This is a genomic window from Pseudomonas oryzihabitans (genome assembly GCF_032027545.1).
Classification (GTDB): domain Bacteria; phylum Pseudomonadota; class Gammaproteobacteria; order Pseudomonadales; family Pseudomonadaceae; genus Chryseomonas; species Chryseomonas oryzihabitans_F.
Genome location: NZ_JAVSJB010000021.1, coordinates 14,182 through 32,963, shown reverse-complemented (window position 1 = coordinate 32,963; position 18,782 = coordinate 14,182). Strand labels below are relative to the sequence as shown.

General features: G+C 67.8%; 14 protein-coding genes. 4 read left to right on the top strand and 10 right to left on the bottom strand.

The features are described 5' to 3' along the window. Positions 1 to 165: 165 nt before the first annotated feature. Complete coding sequence (locus RND78_RS23665; RefSeq protein ID WP_312732453.1) at positions 166 to 2,406, top strand: FepA family TonB-dependent siderophore receptor; 2,241 nt, start codon at positions 166 to 168, stop codon at positions 2,404 to 2,406. Between the two features lie 58 nt (positions 2,407 to 2,464). Here the strand turns inward: RND78_RS23665 and RND78_RS23660 are convergent, their stop codons facing one another. From RND78_RS23660 to glcD, 5 genes are read right to left on the bottom strand one after another with little or no spacing between them, the layout of a single operon-like run. After that, the gene (locus RND78_RS23660) at positions 2,465 to 4,639 is read right to left on the bottom strand and encodes a malate synthase G (RefSeq protein WP_312732452.1); all 2,175 of its coding nucleotides are present in this window, start codon (positions 4,637 to 4,639) and stop codon (positions 2,465 to 2,467) included. Positions 4,640 to 4,676: 37 nt separating this feature from the next. Further along, positions 4,677 to 5,081: a heme-binding protein gene (locus tag RND78_RS23655; protein WP_312732451.1), complete on the bottom strand. Its 405-nt coding sequence runs from the start codon at positions 5,079 to 5,081 to the stop codon at positions 4,677 to 4,679. Between the two features lie 13 nt (positions 5,082 to 5,094). Next, the gene (gene glcF / locus RND78_RS23650; RefSeq protein WP_312732450.1) at positions 5,095 to 6,327 is read right to left on the bottom strand and encodes a glycolate oxidase subunit GlcF; all 1,233 of its coding nucleotides are present in this window, start codon (positions 6,325 to 6,327) and stop codon (positions 5,095 to 5,097) included. An 11-nt stretch (positions 6,328 to 6,338) separates the two neighbouring features. Further along, complete coding sequence (gene glcE, locus RND78_RS23645) at positions 6,339 to 7,385, bottom strand: glycolate oxidase subunit GlcE (RefSeq protein WP_312732449.1); 1,047 nt, start codon at positions 7,383 to 7,385, stop codon at positions 6,339 to 6,341. A 29-nt stretch (positions 7,386 to 7,414) separates the two neighbouring features. Continuing rightward, positions 7,415 to 8,884 (bottom strand): glycolate oxidase subunit GlcD, encoded by a 1,470-nt coding sequence (glcD, locus tag RND78_RS23640; RefSeq protein ID WP_312732490.1) that lies wholly within the window; start codon positions 8,882 to 8,884, stop codon positions 7,415 to 7,417. Positions 8,885 to 9,092: 208 nt separating this feature from the next. Between glcD and glcC the strand changes: the two genes are divergently transcribed. Together glcC and RND78_RS23630 are read left to right on the top strand one after the other, a co-directional pair. After that, positions 9,093 to 9,860, top strand: a complete 768-nt coding sequence (glcC, locus tag RND78_RS23635) for a transcriptional regulator GlcC (protein WP_312732448.1) — start codon at positions 9,093 to 9,095, stop codon at positions 9,858 to 9,860. Positions 9,861 to 9,997: 137 nt separating this feature from the next. After that, positions 9,998 to 11,362 (top strand): hemolysin family protein, encoded by a 1,365-nt coding sequence (locus tag RND78_RS23630; RefSeq protein ID WP_312732447.1) that lies wholly within the window; start codon positions 9,998 to 10,000, stop codon positions 11,360 to 11,362. 156 nt (positions 11,363 to 11,518) lie between these two features. Here RND78_RS23630 and RND78_RS23625 read toward each other — a convergent pair whose 3' ends face one another. Both RND78_RS23625 and RND78_RS23620 read right to left on the bottom strand, forming a co-directional pair. Beyond that, positions 11,519 to 13,417 carry a diguanylate cyclase gene (locus RND78_RS23625; RefSeq protein WP_312732446.1) on the bottom strand — a complete coding sequence of 633 codons (1,899 nt, stop codon included), beginning with the start codon at positions 13,415 to 13,417 and terminating at the stop codon, positions 11,519 to 11,521. Positions 13,418 to 13,778: 361 nt separating this feature from the next. Continuing rightward, entirely contained in the window at positions 13,779 to 14,666 is an 888-nt protein-coding gene (locus tag RND78_RS23620; protein ID WP_312732445.1) for a M23 family metallopeptidase, read from the bottom strand. A gap of 424 nt (positions 14,667 to 15,090) precedes the next feature. Here RND78_RS23620 and RND78_RS23615 point away from each other — a divergent pair, with 424 nt between their 5' ends. After that, complete coding sequence (locus RND78_RS23615; protein WP_312732444.1) at positions 15,091 to 15,819, top strand: helix-turn-helix transcriptional regulator; 729 nt, start codon at positions 15,091 to 15,093, stop codon at positions 15,817 to 15,819. A gap of 216 nt (positions 15,820 to 16,035) precedes the next feature. Here the strand turns inward: RND78_RS23615 and RND78_RS23610 are convergent, their stop codons facing one another. From RND78_RS23610 to phoU, 3 genes are all read right to left on the bottom strand, one after another. Further along, a complete protein-coding gene (locus tag RND78_RS23610) occupies positions 16,036 to 16,935 on the bottom strand; it encodes a M23 family metallopeptidase (protein ID WP_312732443.1) in 900 nt (299 codons plus the stop codon). A 77-nt stretch (positions 16,936 to 17,012) separates the two neighbouring features. Next, entirely contained in the window at positions 17,013 to 17,945 is a 933-nt protein-coding gene (locus RND78_RS23605; protein ID WP_312732442.1) for a response regulator, read from the bottom strand. Between the two features lie 72 nt (positions 17,946 to 18,017). Then, positions 18,018 to 18,743: a phosphate signaling complex protein PhoU gene (phoU, locus tag RND78_RS23600; RefSeq protein WP_312732441.1), complete on the bottom strand. Its 726-nt coding sequence runs from the start codon at positions 18,741 to 18,743 to the stop codon at positions 18,018 to 18,020. Between the last annotated feature and the right edge of the window lie 39 nt (positions 18,744 to 18,782).

The window sequence follows — 18,782 nt, the reverse complement described above, 5'->3', positions numbered from 1 at the left end:
CGACGGAGGCGAAGGGAAACTGTAATTTTCGTAAAGATAATATTTCTCAATTGAAAACGAATACTAACATCCTGCTCCGCGCAGATCAGCAGAGCGGTACGCCGGCCGGAAAGGCCCCGGCCAAACCGCCCCGAGCGCCCCTCGTCCCCCCTCTGGAGCACCCGGATGCAACCTCGAACCAATCTCCTCCGCCTGGCCGTACTGGCGGCCATTCTGCCCACCCCGCTGGCCTGGGCCGCCGAGCCGGATCCCCGTCTGGCCGACGCCACCGAACTGGAAGACACCCTAGTGCTCGGCACCGCCGAGGAAGAACTCAAGCAGGCGGCTGGCGTATCCATCATCACCGCCACGGACATCGACAAGCGCCCGCCGGTGAACGACGTCGCCGACATCGTGCGGCGGATGCCGGGGGTCAATCTCACCGGCAACAGCTCCAGCGGCTCGCGCGGCAACAATCGCCAGATCGACATCCGCGGCATGGGCCCGGAAAACACCCTGATCCTCATCGACGGTCGCCCGGTGACCTCGCGCAACGCGGTGCGCTACACCCGCGCCGGCGAGCGCGACACCCGCGGCGACAGCAACTGGGTGCCGGTCGACCAGGTGGAGCGCATCGAGGTGCTGCGCGGCCCGGCGGCGGCGCGCTATGGCTCCGGGGCCATGGGCGGGGTGGTCAACATCATCACCAAGCGACCCACCCAGCAGCTCAGCGGCTCGCTCACCACCTTCGTCAACCAGCCCGAAGACGATGCCGAGGGCGCCACCCAGCGCGCTACCTTCAGCCTCGCCGGGCCACTCACCGAGGCCCTGACCTTCCGCGTCTACGGCAACCTGAACAAGACCGACGCCGACGATGCCGATATCAACGCCGGCAGCCTCGGCAACGGCGGCACCCTGGCCGCGGGGCGGGAGGGCGTGCGCAACCGGGATCTGGACGGCCTGCTCAGCTGGGCCATCGACGATATCCACACCCTCGACCTGGAAGCCGGCTTCAGCCGCCAGGGCAACATCTATGCCGGTGACGTGGGTACCGGCAGCAGCAGTAGCGCCACCGTGCCGGGCACCCTGCTCAACGGCTACGTCGGGCACGAGACCAATACCCTCTATCGCCAGACCTACTCGGCTACCCTGCACAGCGACTGGAGCTTCGGCACTTCGCGGCTGCTGGCGCAATACGAGAACACCCGCAACCGCCGTTTCGACGAGGGCCAGACCGGCTCGGTGGAGGGGGTGATCAACACCACGAACAAGCAGACCAGCACCTATGACAGCTACCTGCTGCAGGGCCAACTCGATCTGCCGCTGGACGCGCTGTTCAACCAGGTACTGACCCTGGGCGCCGAATGGAATCGCCAGGAGCTGGACGACCCCGCCACCTTCGACCGCGATGTGGGTGCCAACACCTGGTATGCCCTGCCCAACTCGGGACTCGGGCGCCCCACCGACATGGACGCCACCCTGATGGCGCTGTTCGTCGAGGACAACATCGAGCTCACGCCGGACTGGATCCTCACACCCGGCCTGCGCCTGGACCATCATGACCAGTTCGGCGCCAACTGGAGCCCCAGCCTCAACACCACCTACAAGCTCACCGAGGACATCACCCTCAAGGGCGGCATCGCCAGGGCCTTCAAGGCGCCCAATCTCTACCAGCTCAATCCCAACTACCTCTACCGCAGCAACGGCAACGGCTGCGCGGCGGGCACCACCAATGGCGGCGGCTGCTACGTCCTGGGCAACGCCGACCTGGAACCGGAGGTCAGCGTGAACAAGGAGCTGGGCATCAGCTTCGCCCGCGCCGGCTGGAGCGCTGGCCTGACCTTCTTCCGCAACGACTACGACAACAAGATCACCTCGTCCAACGTGGTGACCGGCAGCGTGGTCAACCCGGCCAATCCGGCGCAATACGCCGGCATCCTGCGCTGGGATAACGCCCAGGACGCGGTGGTCCAGGGCTGGGAAGGCAACCTGGGCATCCCGTTACTGGGCGAGGCCGGCGAAGTCCTCGCCTGGAACACCAACTTCACCTACATGCAGCGCAACGACGACCAGGACGGCAACCCGCTGTCCATCGTGCCCGAGTACACGATCAACAGCATGCTCGACTGGCAGGCCACCGAGGCCCTGTCGCTGAGCCTGACCGGTACCTACTATGGTCGGCAGCAGCCACGGGTGTTCACCCCCACCACCAGCACCGCGGTGACCAATGCGACGCAGTTGGAGGAGCGCTCGCCCTACCACATCTGGAGCCTGGGCGGTCGCTACGAGGTCAATCGCCACCTGACGCTCGGCGCGGGGGTCACCAACCTGTTCGACAAGCGCCTCTATCGCCAGAACGGCACCGGCGCCAACACCTACAACGAACCGGGGCGCGCCTTCTATGCCTCGATGACCGCGTCCTTCTAGACCGCAAAAAAAGCCCGCGCCGGTCATCCCGGCGCGGGCTTTTCCATCGCTGCCTGGATCAGGCGCCAGCTTTCTTCTTCAACCGCCAGGCGTGCAGCAGCGGCTCGGTGTAGCCGCTGGGCTGCTCGCGGCCCTTGAAGATGAGGTCGCGGGCGGCGCGGTAGGCGTAGGACGTGTCGAAATTGCCGGCCATGGGCTCATAGAGCGCATCGCCGGCGTTCTGGCCGTCCACCACCTTGGCCATGCGCTGCAGGGTCTCGTCCACCTGTGCGGCCGTGACCACGCCGTGGTGCAGCCAGTTGGCGATGTGCTGGCTGGAGATGCGCAGGGTGGCGCGGTCTTCCATCAGGCCGACGTCATGGATGTCGGGCACCTTGGAGCAGCCCACGCCCTGGTCGACCCAACGCACCACGTAGCCGAGGATGCCCTGGCAATTGTTGTCCAGCTCCTGCTGGATGGCCTCGGCGGACCAGTCCGGCGCTTCGGCCACCGGCACGCTGAGCAGTCCGGCGAGCAAGTCGCCACGGGCGGCGTCGACATCGCTGCGTTCCAGTTCCTGCTGCACCTGCTGGACGTTGACCTGGTGGTAATGCAGGGCGTGCAGCACGGCGGCCGTGGGCGACGGCACCCAGGCGGTATTGGCGCCGGCCTTGGGATGGCCGATCTTCTGCTCCAGCATGGCGGCCATCAGGTCCGGCATGGCCCACATGCCCTTGCCGATCTGCGCCTTCCCGCGCAGGCCGCAGGCCAGGCCGACCAGCACGTTGTTGCGCTCGTAGGCGGTGATCCACTTCGAGGTCTTCATGTCGCCCTTGCGCAGCATGGGCCCGGCCAGCATGGCGGTGTGCATCTCGTCGCCGGTGCGGTCGAGGAAGCCGGTGTTGATGAAGGCCACCCGCGCCGCGGCGGCGGCGATGCAGGCCTTGAGGTTGACGCTGGTACGGCGCTCCTCGTCCATGATGCCCAGCTTGACGGTGTTGGCCGGCAGCCCCAGCAGGGCCTCGACGCGGTCGAACAGCTGCACGGCGAAGGCCACCTCGGCCGGGCCGTGCATCTTGGGTTTGACGATGTACACCGAGCCGCTGCGGGAGTTGCCCTGGCGCTTGAGGTCGTGCATCGCGATGGTCACGGTGACCACGGCGTCGAGGATGCCCTCGGGAATCTCGCGACCGTCTTCCAGCAGCACCGCCGGGTTGGTCATCAGGTGGCCGACGTTGCGGATGAACAGCAGCGAGCGACCGTGCAGGGTCAGCGGCTGGCCGTCGGCGCCCTGGTACTCGCGGTCGGGGTTGAGGCGGCGGGTAAAGGTCTCGCCGCCCTTGCTGACTTCTTCTGCCAGGTCGCCCTTCATCAGGCCCAGCCAGTTGCGATAGGCCAGCACCTTCTCGGCGGCGTCCACCGCGGCGATGGAGTCTTCCAGGTCCATGATGGTGCTGACCGCGGCCTCCATGAGCAGGTCCTTGACCCCGGCGGCGTCGGTCTTGCCGATGGCGCTGGCACGGTCGATCTGGATCTCCAGGTGCAGGCCGTTATGGCGCAGCAGCACCGCCGACGGCGCGGCGGCATCGCCCTGGTAGCCGACGAAGGCGGCTGGATCGGCCAGTTCGCTGGTGCCGCTCTTGAGGTCCACCACCAGGCGGCCGTCCTGGATGCGGTAGGCGGTGGCATCCCGGTGCGAGCCGCTGGCCAGGGGGGCCACGCCGTCCAGCACCTGGCGGGCGAAGGCCACCACCTTGGCGCCACGGGCGGGGTTGTAGCCCTTGCCGCGCTCGGCGCCATCGGTCTCGGGTAGGGCGTCGGTGCCATAGAGGGCGTCGTACAGCGAACCCCAGCGGGCGTTGGCGGCGTTCAGGGCGTAGCGGGCGTTGAGTACCGGCACCACCAGCTGCGGACCGGCCTGCTCGGCGATCTCGCGGTCGACGCCGGACGTCGAGGCCTGGACCTGACCGGGCACCGGTTGCAGATAGCCGATGCCTTCGAGAAAGGCCTGGTAGGCGGCCAGATCGGTGACCGGGCCGGGATGGGCGCTGTGCCAGTTATCCAGCTCCACCTGCAGGCGATCACGCTCGGCCAGCAGTTCGCGATTGCGCGGCGCCAGCTCGTGCACCAGGGTATCCACCCCCGACCAGAAGGCGGCGGTGGCGAGCCCGGTGCCGGGCAGCACTTCCTCGTCGATGAAGCGCTGCAGCTCGGTGGCCACCTGCAGGCGGCCCAGGGTAGTACGGTCGGTCATGATGGCTTTCCTTGATAACGAAAATGTCGAGAGAGGGTTAACCCAGGGCCGCGATGGCCGCCCTGGCGACCTGGGCATCTTCCGCGGCCTTGACCCCGGAGACGCCGACGGCGCCCACCACCTGGCCGTCCACCAGGATGGGCACCCCGCCTTCGAGCATGCCCTGCATCAGGGGCGCGCTAAGGAAGGCGGTACGGCCGTTGTTGATCATCTCTTCCAGCACCTTGGACTCCTTGCGCGCCAGGGCGGCGCTGCGGGCCTTTTCCGGAGCGATGTAGGCGCTGTTGGGCGCGGCGCCGTCGAGACGCAGCAGGGCCAGCGGATGGCCGCCGTCGTCGGCCACCGCGATGCACACGGCCCAGCCCTGGCGTTCGGCTTCGGCGCGACCGGCGGCCAGCAGGGTGTCGATCTCGGCGAGGGTGAGCACGGCTTTGGTCTTCATGGGGCCTCCAGGGTCAGGCGGGGGTCGGGGCGGCCAGGGCCGCGTCGAGGATTTCGATCCAATGGCGTACGGGGGTGCGCCCGGCGCCGTCGAGATGGCTCTGGCAGCCGATGTTGGCGGTGGCGATCACCTCCGGCTGACCACTTTCCAGGGCCTCGAGCTTGGCGTCGCGCAGCCGGCGCGACAAGTCCGGCTGGGTCAGCGCATAGGTACCGGCCGAGCCGCAGCAGAGGTGGCCGTCCGGTACCGGCGCCAGCGGAAAACCGAGGCGCTGCAAGACGCCTTCCACGGCACCGCCCAGGCGCTGGGCGTGCTGCAGGGTGCAGGGGCAATGGAAGGCCAGACGTGGGGTGTCCTTCAACCTCAGCTCTTCCAGCGGCAGGTCGCGCAGTACCTCCACCAGGTCGCGGGTGCGTGCCGAGACTTCCCGCGCCTTGGCGGCATAGACCGGATCGTCCTTGAGCAGGCTGGCATATTCCTTGACGAAGGCGCCGCAACCGCTGGCGGTCTGGATGATGGCTTCGGCACCGGCCTGCAGGGCCGGCCACCAGGCATCGATATTGCGCCGGGCACGGTCGAGGCCGGCCTCCTGGGCGTTGAGGTGGTAATCCACCGCGCCGCAGCACCCGGCACGGGGCGCGGCCTCCAGGCTGATGCCGAGGCGATCCAGCACCCGCGCGGTGGCGGCATTGGTATTGGGCGAGAGCCCCGGCTGCACGCAGCCTTCGAGGATCAGCATGCGCCGGGCATGGCGCGGTGCCGGGCGCACGCCCGGGGCAGCGATGCGCGCCGGCAGCTTGGCCTGGACGCTGGCCGGCAGCAGCGGCTTCAGCGCCTGGCCGCTCTTCAGCAGCACCCCGAACAGCCGTGGTTGCGGCAGCACCTGCCGCAGTCCGGCGCGCAACAGGCGCTGGCCCAGTGGCCGCGGCACCCGGCGCTCCACCTCGGCGCGGCCGACGTCGAGCAATTCGTGGTAGGAGACGCCGGAGGGACAGGTGGTCTCGCAGTTGCGGCAGGTCAGGCAGCGGTCGAGGTGCTCGCGGGTCTTTTCGCTGACCTCGCCGCCTTCGAGCATGCCCTTGATCAGGTAGATGCGCCCGCGCGGACCGTCCAGCTCGTCGCCGAGCAACTGGTAGGTCGGGCAGGTGGCATTGCAGAAACCGCAGTGCACGCAGCTACGCAACACCCGCTCGGCATCGGCGGCGCGGGGCAGCTCACGGGCGGCAGGACTCAGATTGGTTTGCATAGGTCGCTCCCTTACAGCCCGGCGTATAGCCGACCCGGATTGAAGATCCCCTGGGGGTCCAGGCGCGCCTTTAGGCGGCGGTGATAGTCGAGCAGCGCGGCGGGCAGCGGATGCTGGGCCTCGCGCTCGGCGTCCGGGGCATAGCAGAGCGCATGGCCACCGGCCCGTTCGGCCAGGTCCCGCAGCACCTGGGCCGGGGCATCGCTCTTGAGCCAGTACTGGGCACCGCCCCAATCCAGCAGCCGGGTGCCGGGCAGGTCGAGCAAGGGGGTGTTGACCGGCACCGACAGCCGCCACAGCGGCGCGGGGCCGTCGAAGAAGGCCAGGCGCTGTTCGTTGAGGTCATCCCAGAAGCCTTCGCCCAGGGCTTCACCGCCCAGGCGATCGGCCGCCGAGCGCACCGAGCCTTCGCCACCCTCCAGGCGCAGGTGCAGGTGCTGGCCGTCATGGCAGGCCGCCGAGATCGGCAAGGCTTCGCGGCCCCAGACGGCCAGGCGCTGCAGGGCGCGCGCGGCGTCCAGTTCCAGGCTCAGACTCTGGCTGCAACGCGGCCGGGGCAGCACCTTGAAGGACACCTCGGTGATCACCCCCAGGCAACCCTGGCTACCGGCCAGCAGCCGGGAGACGTCGTAGCCGGCGACGTTCTTCATCACCTCGCCGCCGAATCTCAGGTGCTCACCGGTGCCGGTGATCAACCGGGTGCCCAGGACGAAATCCCTCAGGCTGCCGGCCCAGGGTCGCCGTGGACCGGAGAGGCCGCAGGCCAGGGTGCCGCCGACCGTGGCGCCCTCCCCCAGCCGCGGGGGTTCGCAGGGCAGCATCTGGCCCTGTTCGGCAAGGGCGGCATTGAGTTCGGCCAGGGGCGTGCCGGTGCGTACCGTGGCCACCAGCTCGGTGGAGTCGTAGCGCACCAGGCCGCGATGGCCGCTGACGTCCAGCGGTTCGCCGACCACCGCACGGCCCAGGTGGGCCTTGGTGTCGCCACCGTGGATGCGCAGCGGCTGGTGGCGGACCAGGGCCTCGCGGACCTGGTCGAGGAGCAGTTCCAGGCTGTCCATCAGAAGCGCTCCAGTTCGGGGTGGGGCAACTAGCCCTGGTGCACGTGCAGGCCACCGAATTCGGCGCAGCGCTGCAGGGTCGGCACGTTCTTGCCGGGATTGAGCAACCCGGGGGCGTCGAAGGCGGCCTTCACCGCATGGAAGAAGGTCAGCTCGCCGGGCTGGAACTGGGTGCACATGGCATTGATCTTCTCGCGACCGACGCCGTGCTCGCCGGTGATGGTGCCGCCCACCGCCACGCAGAGGTCGAGGATGCGTCCACCCAGGGCCTCGGCCTGTTCCAGCTCGCCGGGGCGATTGGCATCGAAGAGGATCAACGGGTGCAGGTTGCCGTCGCCGGCATGGAAGACGTTGCCCACCGCCAGGCCATATTCCGCCGACAGCGCCTCGATGCCACGCAGGACCTCGGGCAGGGCGCGGCGCGGGATGGTGCCGTCCATGCAGTAGTAGTCGGGGGACAGCCGCCCCACCGCGGGAAAGGCGTTCTTGCGCCCGGCCCAGAATTTCTGCCGTTCGGCTTCGTCTCGGGCCAGGCGGATCTCGGTGGCACCCGCAGCGGCCAGCAGGGCGCTGACGCGCTCGATGTCGGCGGCCACGTCGGCTTCCACCCCGTCCAGTTCGCAGAGCAGGATGGCGGCGGCATCCACCGGGTAGCCGGCGTGGATGAAGTCCTCGGCGGCTCTCAGCGTCAGGTTGTCCATCATCTCCAGGCCACCGGGGATGATGCCGGCGGCGATGATGTCGGCGACTGCCGCGCCGGCGCGTTCGATGTCGGCGAAGCTGGCCATGACCACCCGGGCACAGGGCGGCTTGGGCAACAACTTGACGGTCACCTCCACCACCACGCCGAGCAGCCCCTCGGAGCCGGTGAACAGCGCCAGCAGGTCGAAGCCGGGGCTGTCCAGGGCGGCGCTGCCCAAGGTCAGGCGTTCGCCTTCGAGGGTGACGATCTCCACCGCCAGCACGTTGTGCACGGTCAGGCCGTATTTCAGGCAGTGCACGCCGCCGGCGTTCTCGGCCACGTTGCCGCCGATGGAACAGGCGATCTGCGAGGAGGGATCGGGCGCGTAGTAGAGGTCATGGGGCGCCGCGGCCTGGGAGATGGCCAGGTTGCGCACCCCGGGCTGGACCCGGGCACGGCGGCCATCGGGGTCCACGTCGAGGATGCGATTGAAGCGCGCCATCACCAGCAGCACGCCCTGCTCCAGTGGCAGGGCACCGCCGGACAGCCCGGTGCCGGCACCGCGCGCCACCAGGGGCACGTTCAGCTCATGGCAGAGGCGCAGGGTCGCCTGCACCTGCTCCACCGTTTCCGGCAGGACCACCAGCAGCGGCGTGGTGCGATAGGCCGCCAGGCCGTCGCATTCGTAGGGCTTGAGGTCTTCCCTGACGTGCAGCAGGCAATGCTCGGGCAGTTCGCCGCGCAGGCGCTGCAGCAGTTGCGCCTTGTCCGGGCGGGGCAAGGCGCCGTCGAGACGTTCGTCGTAGACCAGGCTCATCGGGTAACCGCCATTGTTGTTGTTCTGGCTCAAGAGGCTTCGTTGTACCCCGAGACCTGCCTAGGCGTCCATGACCGCCAGCACTGGTCATACCAGTTTTTGCAGTCTCTTCGACCAAAGGACAAGGCCATTCCATGAGGCTTGACGGCCTCTTCGACCGGTGGCTCACTAGCCTGAAACCTCGTGGTCATACCAGCAGGAAACCAGCATGTCCGTTGCCACCGCCCGCCTTCCCGTCGCCGAGAACGTCAGCCAGCAGATCGAACGCCTGGTGGTGGACGGGGTGCTCAAGGTCGGCCAGCCGCTGCCCTCCGAACGTCGCCTGTGCGACAAGCTCGGCGTCTCCCGCACCGCTCTGCGCGAGGGTCTGGGCCTGCTGCGCGCCCGCGGCATCATCGAGACGCGCCACGGCCAGGGCAGCTTCGTCGCCCGCCTGGCGGCGCCGGCGGCGGAGAACCCCCTGCTGCACCTGTTCAGCAGCCAGCCGCGCACCCTCTACGACCTGCTGGAAGTCCGCGCCCTGCTGGAAGGCGAGGCGGCGCGTCTGGCAGCACTACGCGCCACCACCGCCGACCTGGTGCTGATCGGCCGGCGCTACGAAGAGCTCTGCGCCGCTGCCCAGGACCTCGCCACCCTCTCCGCCGAGGCTCACGCCCGCCTGGACCACGCCTTCCACCTGGCGATCAGCGAGGCCTCGCACAACCCGGTGCTGGTGCACACCCTGCAATCGCTCAACGAGCTGCTGCTGGGTTCGGTGTTCGCCTGCATCGCCAATCTCTATCATCGGCCACCGCAGCGCCGCGAAATCGACGCCCAGCACGCCCGCCTCTATGCCGCCGTGAGCCAGCGCCTGCCCGACGAAGCCCATGCCGCCGCCCGCGAGCACATCCACAGCGTGAGGGACAGCCTGCGCGAGATCGAGCAGGAAGAGCAGCGCCTGGTGCGGGCGACCATGCGTCTGGAGGGCTGGACCTGACCGCTACCCGAAGCCGCCTGCCAGAGGGCCTGCCGTATCCCAGGCCCGACCACCTGACCATCCGTCGGCCGCAATATCTTGCAACTGCCCTGCCCCGCCCCCATGCTTAGGCGACCTTTTTCCAGCTCTCGGCCCTAATGGACCCTTCCACTAGTCTTTCCTCGACGTTGTTCGCCGATCTCGGCCTCGTGTTCTTCGCTTTTTTCCTCGTGCTGCTTAACGGCTTCTTCGTCGCCGCCGAGTTCGCCATGGTCAAGCTGCGCGCCACCCGCGTGGAGGCCATCGCCAAGAAGCACGGCTGGCGCGGGCGCATCCTCAAGAAGGTGCACAACCAGCTTGACGCCTATCTCTCCGCCTGCCAGCTCGGCATCACCCTGGCCTCCCTGGGCCTGGGCTGGGTCGGCGAGCCGGCCTTCGCCGAATTGCTCGAACCGCTGCTGGGCGCCGCCGGGGTCAACAATCCCGAGGTGGTCCACGGTATTTCCTTCTTCACCGCCTTCTTCATCATCTCCTACCTGCACATCGTGGTCGGCGAGCTGGCGCCCAAGTCCTGGGCGATCCGCAAGCCCGACCTGCTGTCGCTGTGGACGGCGGTACCGCTGTACCTCTTCTACTGGCTGATGTATCCGGCCATCTGGCTACTCAACGCCAGCGCCAACGCCATCCTGCGCATCGCCGGCCAGGGCGAGCCGGGCGCGCACCACGAGCACCACTACAGCCGTGACGAACTCAAGCTGATCCTGCACTCCAACCGCGCCACCGACCCGGACGCCCGGGTGCTGGCTTCGGCCGTGGAGCTGGGCGAACTGGAAGTGGTGGACTGGGCCAATTCCCGCGAAGACCTCATCTACCTGGACAGCAAGGCCAGCCTGGACGAGATCCTCACCCAGATCCGGCGCTCCAAGTACAGCCGCTATCCGGTCTATGACGAAGACAGCCAGACCTTCACCGGGGTGCTGCACATCAAGGACCTGCTGCTGGCCATCGCCGGCCTGGACAGCGAAACCGCCTCCTTCGACCTCGACGACCTGGTCCATCCGCTGGAGCGGGTGACCAAGCACATGCCGCTGTCCGACCTGCTGGAGCAATTCCGCCGCGGCGGCGCGCACTTCGTGCTGGTGGAGGAAGCCGACCACAAGGTCATCGGCTTCCTGACCATGGAGGACGTGCTCGAGGTGCTGGTGGGCGACATCCAGGACGAACACCGCAAGACCGAGCGCGGCGTGGTCGCCTACCAGCCGGGCAAGTTGCTGGTGCGCGGCGACACGCCGCTGTTCAAGGTCGAGCGGTTGCTCGGTATCGATCTGGACCACGTCGAGGCCGAAACCCTGGCCGGGCTGATCTACGACAGCCTGAAGCGCGTCCCCGAAGAGGAGACGGTGCTGGAAGCCGAGGGCCTGCGTATCATCGTCAAGAAGATGAAGGGCCCGAAGATCGTGCTGGCCAAGGTCATCAAGCTCGACCCCCAGGAACCGAAGCGCCGCCAGACCGACGACCGCTGAGAGCCTGTTCAAAATCTGCTGCGCGTCGGCTAAACCGCGTTGAAAATGGCTTCGGAATGCTCATTTACCATTCGTAAACTCCGCTTCCTCAGCCCTTGTCGCCTTGTTTGGCGCTAGCTCGCGAGGTTTTGAACAGGCTCTGAGGCGCGGCGGGTGTCAGCCCTGGCTGCTCAGCAGCCGGGGTAGGCCATCGCTCAGGCAGACGCGGTTGCGCCCGCCGCGCTTGGCCGCATAGAGCGCCCGGTCGGCATCCTCCAACAACCCCAGGCCGTGTTCCAGATTGCTCGGCACGGCCACCGCCACGCCGATGCTCACCGAGGGCCGCAGCAGCCCGTGCTCGCTCTGTAATTCCAGCCCCGCCACTTCCTGACGAATACGCTCCGCGAGCAGGTAGGCGGCCTGGAGATCGCTGCCAGGCAAGGCGATGACGAATTCCTCGCCACCGTAGCGCGCCGCAACCTCCCCCGCCCGCTGCGCATGCTGACGCAGCAACTCGCCCACGCACCTCAGGCACTCGTCGCCCAGGGTATGGCCATGGGTATCGTTGACCGTCTTGAAGTGATCGATGTCCACCAGCAGCACCCCTAGCGGCACCTCGGCGCGGATGGCGCGACGGATTTCCTGCTGAAACACCCGCTCGAAATGCCGGCGATTGCTCAGGCCGGTCAGGGGATCGGTCTGGCTCTGGTGCAACAGCTCGCGATTGAGTCGCTCCAGGGCGGCCTTGGCCTGCTGCAACTCCACGGTGCGCAAGGCCACCCGCAACTCCAGCTCGACGAAGGAAGCCTCGCGCTCACGCGCCAGGGCGGCCGAAGCCTCCAGGGCCTGCCGCTGGGCCTCGATCCGCTGCCGCCGTTGCTGGCTCAGCCCCTCGGTGAGCCCCAGGGACAGCATCACGAACCCCAGGGCGAAGCCGGTCATCTGGCCGTAAAGGGCCGGGCTTTCCGGTGCCAGCCAGCCGGCGATCGCCAGCAGTTGCGCCAGGCTGCCCAACAGCAGCAGGCCCCAGGCGGCGCTGAACCAGAGCGCCATGCGACTGCCGCGCAGGGCCAGGTGGGTAGTGGTGCCGAGCAGTACCAGGCAACTCAGCGCCATCATGCCGAGCAGGCCCTGGAAGCTCAGCAGGTCCGGCCAGGCCAGGGCGATGACCAACCCCAGGCTCCAGTAGCCGATCAACAGGCGATTGCCGAGGTCGAGCCAGCGTTCGCCGCGATAGAGGCTGAGCAGATAGCGGACGAACAGCCCGGCGCTGAGCAGGCACAGCGCAGCGAAGGCCTGGTGCGCGCGAAGGCCGAAGGCCGGGATGTCCGGCCAGAGCAGCCAGGCGCCGTAGCCGGTGGTGACCACCTGGTAGCCGATGACGCTCAGCAGATAGAGGGCATACCAACCGAATCCAGAGCGCCGGCCGAAGCTCCACAGCGTGAGGGTCAGCAGCAGGATGGTGAACAGGCAACCGAAGAAACCACCGATCAGCCAGGCATCCTGCTGTGCCTCGGTAAGGTAGGTGGCCGGCGTCACCAGGCGCAGCGGCAGCACGAAGGTCTCCCGGGAATCCACCCGCAGATAGACCTCCTCTACGGCCCCGGCGGTCGGTGCCAGGGCGAACATGAGTTGGCGACCCGGCAGGGCACGCTCCTTGGCTGGCAGGGCGATACCGCTGCGCTGCGGCGTGCTCCACTCGCCCGTGGCGCTGCGGGTACGCAACTCCAGCCGATCCAGCACCGCCCAACTGGGAATCAGCCACCAGGCCCGATCATCACGACTCTGGAGGCGAAAGCGCAGCCAAAGTCCCTGGCGGCCATCGTAAAGCAGCGTTTCCAGCACCCCCGGGGCATGCCAGCCGCGCTCCGCATCCACCGGCTGGGCGGCGGCCTCGGCGAAGCTCAGGCTGGCGGGCGCCTTGAGAATTTCCAGGAACGGGCGGGGATCGTAGCTGCGTGCCGGATCGTCGAGCGTCAGCACCTCCGCACGACCGGTGGTGGCGAAGACCAGCAGCGGCAACCACAGCACGGCGCTGCACCCCCAGAGGCGCAAGGCGGCCAAGAATCCATTCATGGGTATCGTCCACAGCTGGTAGGAAGGTAGAGCAGCTGGCGAAGTGGGGCGGACCGGGAAATCTGGTGATAGCATAACGCCACTCACCCCGATCCTGGCAATGGATTTCTGACCAGTACGACGACTTCTGTCGCGCGCGAGAGGCCTGGCGACCGGTTGACCGCGAAACGCCTGCGCAGGGACCTAGTGTGATGTTTCAGAAGTTATCTACACAATGCTGGCGGCGCTTTTTGCCGCAGAAGCGGACCTCTCCAGGCGGCGTTGCCACTTCTCGCCATAGCCCTGCTATGACTCGTCGCGGCGCCTGGCCCGAAGACAAAAATCACTCGCCAATTCTTGCGCGAACTTCTGAAACACCACTCTAGCGGTCGCCCAGGGCCATGTTGGGCAGCGCGGCCAGGGGACGCACGAAGCGGAAGGGGATGGACACCAGCTCGCCGCCTTCGTGGGCCTGCACCACGAAATGCAGGTGCGGACCAGTGCTGCGCCCGGTATTGCCCGACTCCGCCAGCGGCGTGCCCACCTCCACCCGCTCACCGGGGCGGACCTTCACCGAGCCACGGCGCAGGTGCAGGTAGGCGCTCTGGCTGCCGTCCTCATGGGCGATGCGCACGAAGTTGCCGGACGGGCTGGGCCCATGGCCGAACTGGCCATTCTCGACCTCCATCACCGTGCCGGCGCGGGCGGCGGCGATGGGCGTGCCCTCGGGCATGGCGATGTCGACCGCGTAGCGACCCTTGGGGGTGTTGTGGCTGAAGTCGCCGCCGGCACCCTGGGTCACGTAGTAGACGCCCTGGCGCCAGGGCCAGGCGTAGCCATAGCCCAGGCCGCTGGCGTTACCGCCCACGGTGCCGTCCGCCGCCGGCGGCAGGCTGCCGACCGGCAGTTGCGGACTGTAGCTGAACGACTGGTCGAAATGCATGGGGAAGCCCTGCTGCCGCTTGCGGATCACCGCCAGCTGCACCGTGGAGCGCGGCTCGATGACCTGGCGGATCGGCCGCTCGGCGCCGGCCACATTGACGGTGCGCTGCAGGCGCAACTCGACTCGTACCGGTACGTCGAAGTCGTTGCGCACCTCGAAGATGCGGCCTTCGCTGGCGTTGCGCACCTTGAGCTTGACCTGGCCCTTGCGGGTCTGGCTCTTGGCGGACACCTTGCTGCTGGCGGAGGGCTCGGCGGCCTGGCTGGCGACGGGTGCGGCCAGAGCGAGGGTCAGGCAGGCGATCAGGGCGGTCAGGCGTCGGTCCATGGCATAGGGCCACCATGATGAACAAGGGCCGAACCTAACAAAGCCGCATCGGCCGGGCGATCACCAAACCACCGCTTTGTGAAGCCGCTGGCAAAGCATCGATGCGAATAAAAAAGCGTGGTACTCAGATCCCTGTACCACGCTGCCACCGACAAGACGGTAGTTCAAATGCGCTGCCAGCCTTTCAGGCTAGCGAACCAAGCGGCCGGCGTTCTGTGCGACACTCCGGCAAGAGACCTGTCCTCGGCGTACAGGTACCTCGCCCAGGAGCCCATACGATGCTCCGGCCATAGTGCGGCAGGTTAGGCCCTAGCGCCTCTTCGATGCGCAACCGAATCGGACAGCCGTTATGCAGGAACAGACAATCGACCGGTATTCCAGGCCGGTCGCGGGACCAGCGCCGGCGCCGGCCGCGGCGCCCCTGGTGTCGCAGCTCGACACCTTCGCCCATGGCCAGGTGTGGCCGCCGCACGCCCACGCCCAGGCGCACCTGATGTACACGGTCAACGGGGTGCTGGAGATCAGCACTGCGGAAGGCGTCTGGTACGTGCCGCCCAAGCAGGCGATCTGGATTCCCCCGCATGTGGAACACCAGGCGCGCGCCAATGGCGAGGCCACCCTGCAGGTGGTGATCATCGAATTGCCCCGCGGCCTGCCCTCACCCCAGACCGCCACCCGCATGGTGCTCATCTCGCCGCTGCTGCGCGAACTGCTGCGCTGCCTGCGGCGTGGCGGCAACACCTATGGGGAAGCCGACCTGGGCGGCCATGTCCGGGCACTGATGCTGGCGGAGCTGGTTTTCCTCGAAGAGAGCGCCCTGCACCTGCCCGCCCTGGCCGACCGCCGCCTGCGCACCATCCAGACCAGCCTGCATGCCGACCCGGCCAACGACACGGCGCTGGCGACCTGGGCGCAACAGCTGCACCTCTGCTCGCGCAGCCTCGCCCGGCTGTTCCTCAAGGAAACCGGCACCAGCTTTTCCACCTGGCGCCAGCACACCCGCCTGATGCTGGCCCTGCCGCGGCTGGCCGCCGGGGAGCCGGTGACCCGGGTGGCGCTGGACCTGGGCTATGCCTCGCCCTCTGCCTTCACCCGCATGTTCCGCCGGGTGCTGGGGGTATCGCCCAGCGAATACCTCGACGCCCAGGGCTGAAGCCGGGCAAGGGGCAGAGCCTGCTCAAAGGCTCGCGAGCTAGAGGCAAACAAGGCCTGGGCAGCCCCGCGAAAACACCTGAGGAAGCGGATCGGACCCGCGCCCGGGTTCACGAGTGGTAAATGAGCATTACGACGGAGCCGCCCAGGCGGGACTGGCGACCCAGGGCCTTTTCAACGCCGTTTGACCGACGCGCAGCAGGCTTTGAACAGTCTCTCAAGGCCCGCCGACGGCGAAGTTGGGCAGGCTGTCCACCGCCTGGGCGAAGCGGAAGGGAATGGATTCGACCGCCTCGCCGGTGTTGCGCTGGACCACGAAGTGCAGGTGCGGCCCGGTACTGCGCCCGGTGTTGCCCGAAGACGCCAGCGGCTGGCCGGTCCGCACCCACTGGCCCTCGGCAACCTTGATCGAACCACGCTGCAGGTGCAGGTAGACGCTCATGGTGCCGTCATCGTGAAGGATGCGCACGAAGTTGCCGGAGGGATGGTTGCCACGGCCGTCCTGGTCGTTCTCCACCTCCACCACCTGGCCGGCGCGCGACACCACGATGGGCGTACCCTCAGGCATGGCGATGTCCACCGCATAGCGGCTCTTGGGCGTGTTGTGGCTGAAGCCGCCGCCGGCCCCCTGGCTGACGCTGAACGGCCCGCCCAGCCAGGGCAAGGGATAGGCGAAGCCGGACGCGAACACCGGCGTGGCGCTGCCCATCAGGGTGGTGAGTTGCGGGGTGTAGCGCTGCGGCCGGCTCGGATCGGGCGCGACCAGGGTCGCCAGGCGGGTCAGGCTGCGCGCCGGCAGGACCTTGCGGATGGGTGCTACGCCCACGCCGCTGACATTCTGCAGCGCGGAGAGCCGCAGGGTGACGGTCACCGGCAGGAAGCTGTCGTTGCGCACCTCCAGCACCGTACCACCGGCATAGTGCCGCGGCTGCAGCTTGACCCGCTGGTCCAGTCGCTCGATCGGATCGTCGCTGAAGGTCATCACCTTGGCGCCCTTCTGCGCCTTGTCGGTGTAGGTCACCACGCCATTGGCGTCGACGTACTTGTAGATCGGCGCCGCGAGCGCGGGACCGCTCAGGACGAGGCAGAGCAGCAGCAGGTGACGGGCGTAGGGCATGGCAGAAGCGTCAGGAATCCGCGATAAGGCGGATCGAAGCAGTCTCCGTGCCAGCGCCCTCATGCCCCGGCTCCGTCCTAGGCGCCCGGCACGTAATGCCGTTGAGCGGTACCCTTGGCGATCAGCCGCGACAGATAGTCGAGCTTGGCCGGGTCCCGGTCGATGAAGCGGAAGTTGACCTGCACCCACTCGCTGGCCGGGGTCGGCTCCACCGCGGCCAGCGAATGCAGGTAGCCGTTGAGGCGCGCCACGTCGCCGCCGTCGTCGCCCTGCTCCAGGTCGAGCACGGCGGTTTCCAGGATCTGCGGCAGCGGATCGCCGCGGCGGACCACCAGCAAGGCCTCCTTGATGCTGAGGGCCTTGATCAGGCAGGCCATGCTGGCATTGGGCAGCCGCAGCTGGCCCTGGCCGAAGTTGGCGGCGGCCTTGCCGCGGGCGGCGCTGGGCGGCGGTGCCGAGCCGGTCAGCAGGGCCGCGCTGGAACTGGCGGCCGGTGCCGGCGCGGCGACCGGCGCCGCCGGGCTCGGCTGGACCACGTCGCTGCGGTTACCGGTGAGGGCACCGAGGGAGTCATTGGCGAAGCCGGTGGCCGGGCGCGGCTGCGCACCGGCCTGCAGCTCGGCGAGCTTGCCGGTGCGCTGCAGGGCCTTCTTGACCTTGGCCGCCAGCTGCTCGTTGGAGAAGGGTTTGCCCATGTAGTCGGACACGCCGGCCTGGATGGCCTGGACGACGTTTTCCTTGTCGCCGCGGCTGGTGACCATGATGAAGGGCACGCCCTGGTGGGTCGGCTGGGCACGGAACCAGGTGAGCAGTTCCAGGCCGGTCATGCCGGGCATTTCCCAATCACAGAGGATGAGGTCGAAGCGCTGCTTGCCAAGCAGCGTCTGGGCGCGGCGACCATCGGCCGCCTCGTCCACCGCGAGACCGGGAAACAGGTTGCGCAGGCCCTTCTTGATCAGGTCGCGGATGAAGGGCGCATCGTCCACTACCAGTACGTTCAACTTGCTCATCGGTCACTCCATGCCAAGTCTTGCAGCATAGCAGGCAGCCCCGGGTCGCCACCCGGGGAGTGACCGGGCGGATCATTCGCGCGACCGGTTGACCTCTTCGGCCATGCGCTTGAGGCCCAGGTGGCGAACATCGGTGCCCTGCACCAGGTAGATGACCAGCTCGGCAATGTTGCGGGCGTGGTCGCCGACGCGCTCCAGGGAACGCAGGACCCAGATGATGCTCAGCACCCGGGAGATGGAGCGCGGGTCTTCCATCATGTAGGTGGCCAGCTCGCGCAGGGCGGACTTGTACTCGCGGTCGATCAGCTTGTCGTACTGGGCCACCGACAGCGCCAGCTCGGCGTCGAAGCGGGCGAAGGCATCCAGCGACTGATGGACCATCTTGCGCACCTGCTCACCGATGTGGCGGACCTCGACGTAGCCGCGCGGGGCCTCGCCGTCCTCGGCCAACTCGATGGCGCGGCGAGCGATCTTGGCGGCCTCGTCGCCGATGCGTTCCAGGTCGATCACCGACTTGGAGATGCTGATGATCAGCCGTAGGTCGGACGCGGCCGGCTGGCGGCGGGCGAGGATGCGCAGGCACTCCTCGTCGATACCGCGCTCCATGACGTCGATCTGGTCGTCGATGGCGCGCACCTGGCGGGCCAGGCCGGCATCGGCGTCGATCACCGCGCGCACGGCGTCGCTGACCTGCTTTTCCACCAGACCGCCCATGGCCAGCAGGTGACTGCGGACCTCCTCCAGTTCGACGTTGTATTGCTGGGAGATGTGCTGCGTGTGACCGTCTTTGTTGATCATGGTGTCAGTCCTGCCTGAGATGATCGAGTCGCCGGTGGG

Excerpts from the sequence above, each read along its gene's own strand:
- RND78_RS23665 (WP_312732453.1), top strand. The coding sequence starts at position 166 with ATGCAACCTCGAACCAATCTCCTCCGCCTGGCCGTACTGGCGGCCATT.
- RND78_RS23660 (WP_312732452.1), bottom strand. The coding sequence starts at position 4,639 with ATGACCGACCGTACTACCCTGGGCCGCCTGCAGGTGGCCACCGAGCTG.
- RND78_RS23655 (WP_312732451.1), bottom strand. The coding sequence starts at position 5,081 with ATGAAGACCAAAGCCGTGCTCACCCTCGCCGAGATCGACACCCTGCTG.
- glcF (WP_312732450.1), bottom strand. The coding sequence starts at position 6,327 with ATGCAAACCAATCTGAGTCCTGCCGCCCGTGAGCTGCCCCGCGCCGCC.
- glcE (WP_312732449.1), bottom strand. The coding sequence starts at position 7,385 with ATGGACAGCCTGGAACTGCTCCTCGACCAGGTCCGCGAGGCCCTGGTC.
- glcD (WP_312732490.1), bottom strand. The coding sequence starts at position 8,884 with ATGAGCCTGGTCTACGACGAACGTCTCGACGGCGCCTTGCCCCGCCCG.
- glcC (WP_312732448.1), top strand. The coding sequence starts at position 9,093 with ATGTCCGTTGCCACCGCCCGCCTTCCCGTCGCCGAGAACGTCAGCCAG.
- RND78_RS23630 (WP_312732447.1), top strand. The coding sequence starts at position 9,998 with ATGGACCCTTCCACTAGTCTTTCCTCGACGTTGTTCGCCGATCTCGGC.
- RND78_RS23625 (WP_312732446.1), bottom strand. The coding sequence starts at position 13,417 with ATGAATGGATTCTTGGCCGCCTTGCGCCTCTGGGGGTGCAGCGCCGTG.
- RND78_RS23620 (WP_312732445.1), bottom strand. The coding sequence starts at position 14,666 with ATGGACCGACGCCTGACCGCCCTGATCGCCTGCCTGACCCTCGCTCTG.
- RND78_RS23610 (WP_312732443.1), bottom strand. The coding sequence starts at position 16,935 with ATGCCCTACGCCCGTCACCTGCTGCTGCTCTGCCTCGTCCTGAGCGGT.
- RND78_RS23605 (WP_312732442.1), bottom strand. The coding sequence starts at position 17,945 with ATGAGCAAGTTGAACGTACTGGTAGTGGACGATGCGCCCTTCATCCGC.
- phoU (WP_312732441.1), bottom strand. The coding sequence starts at position 18,743 with ATGATCAACAAAGACGGTCACACGCAGCACATCTCCCAGCAATACAAC.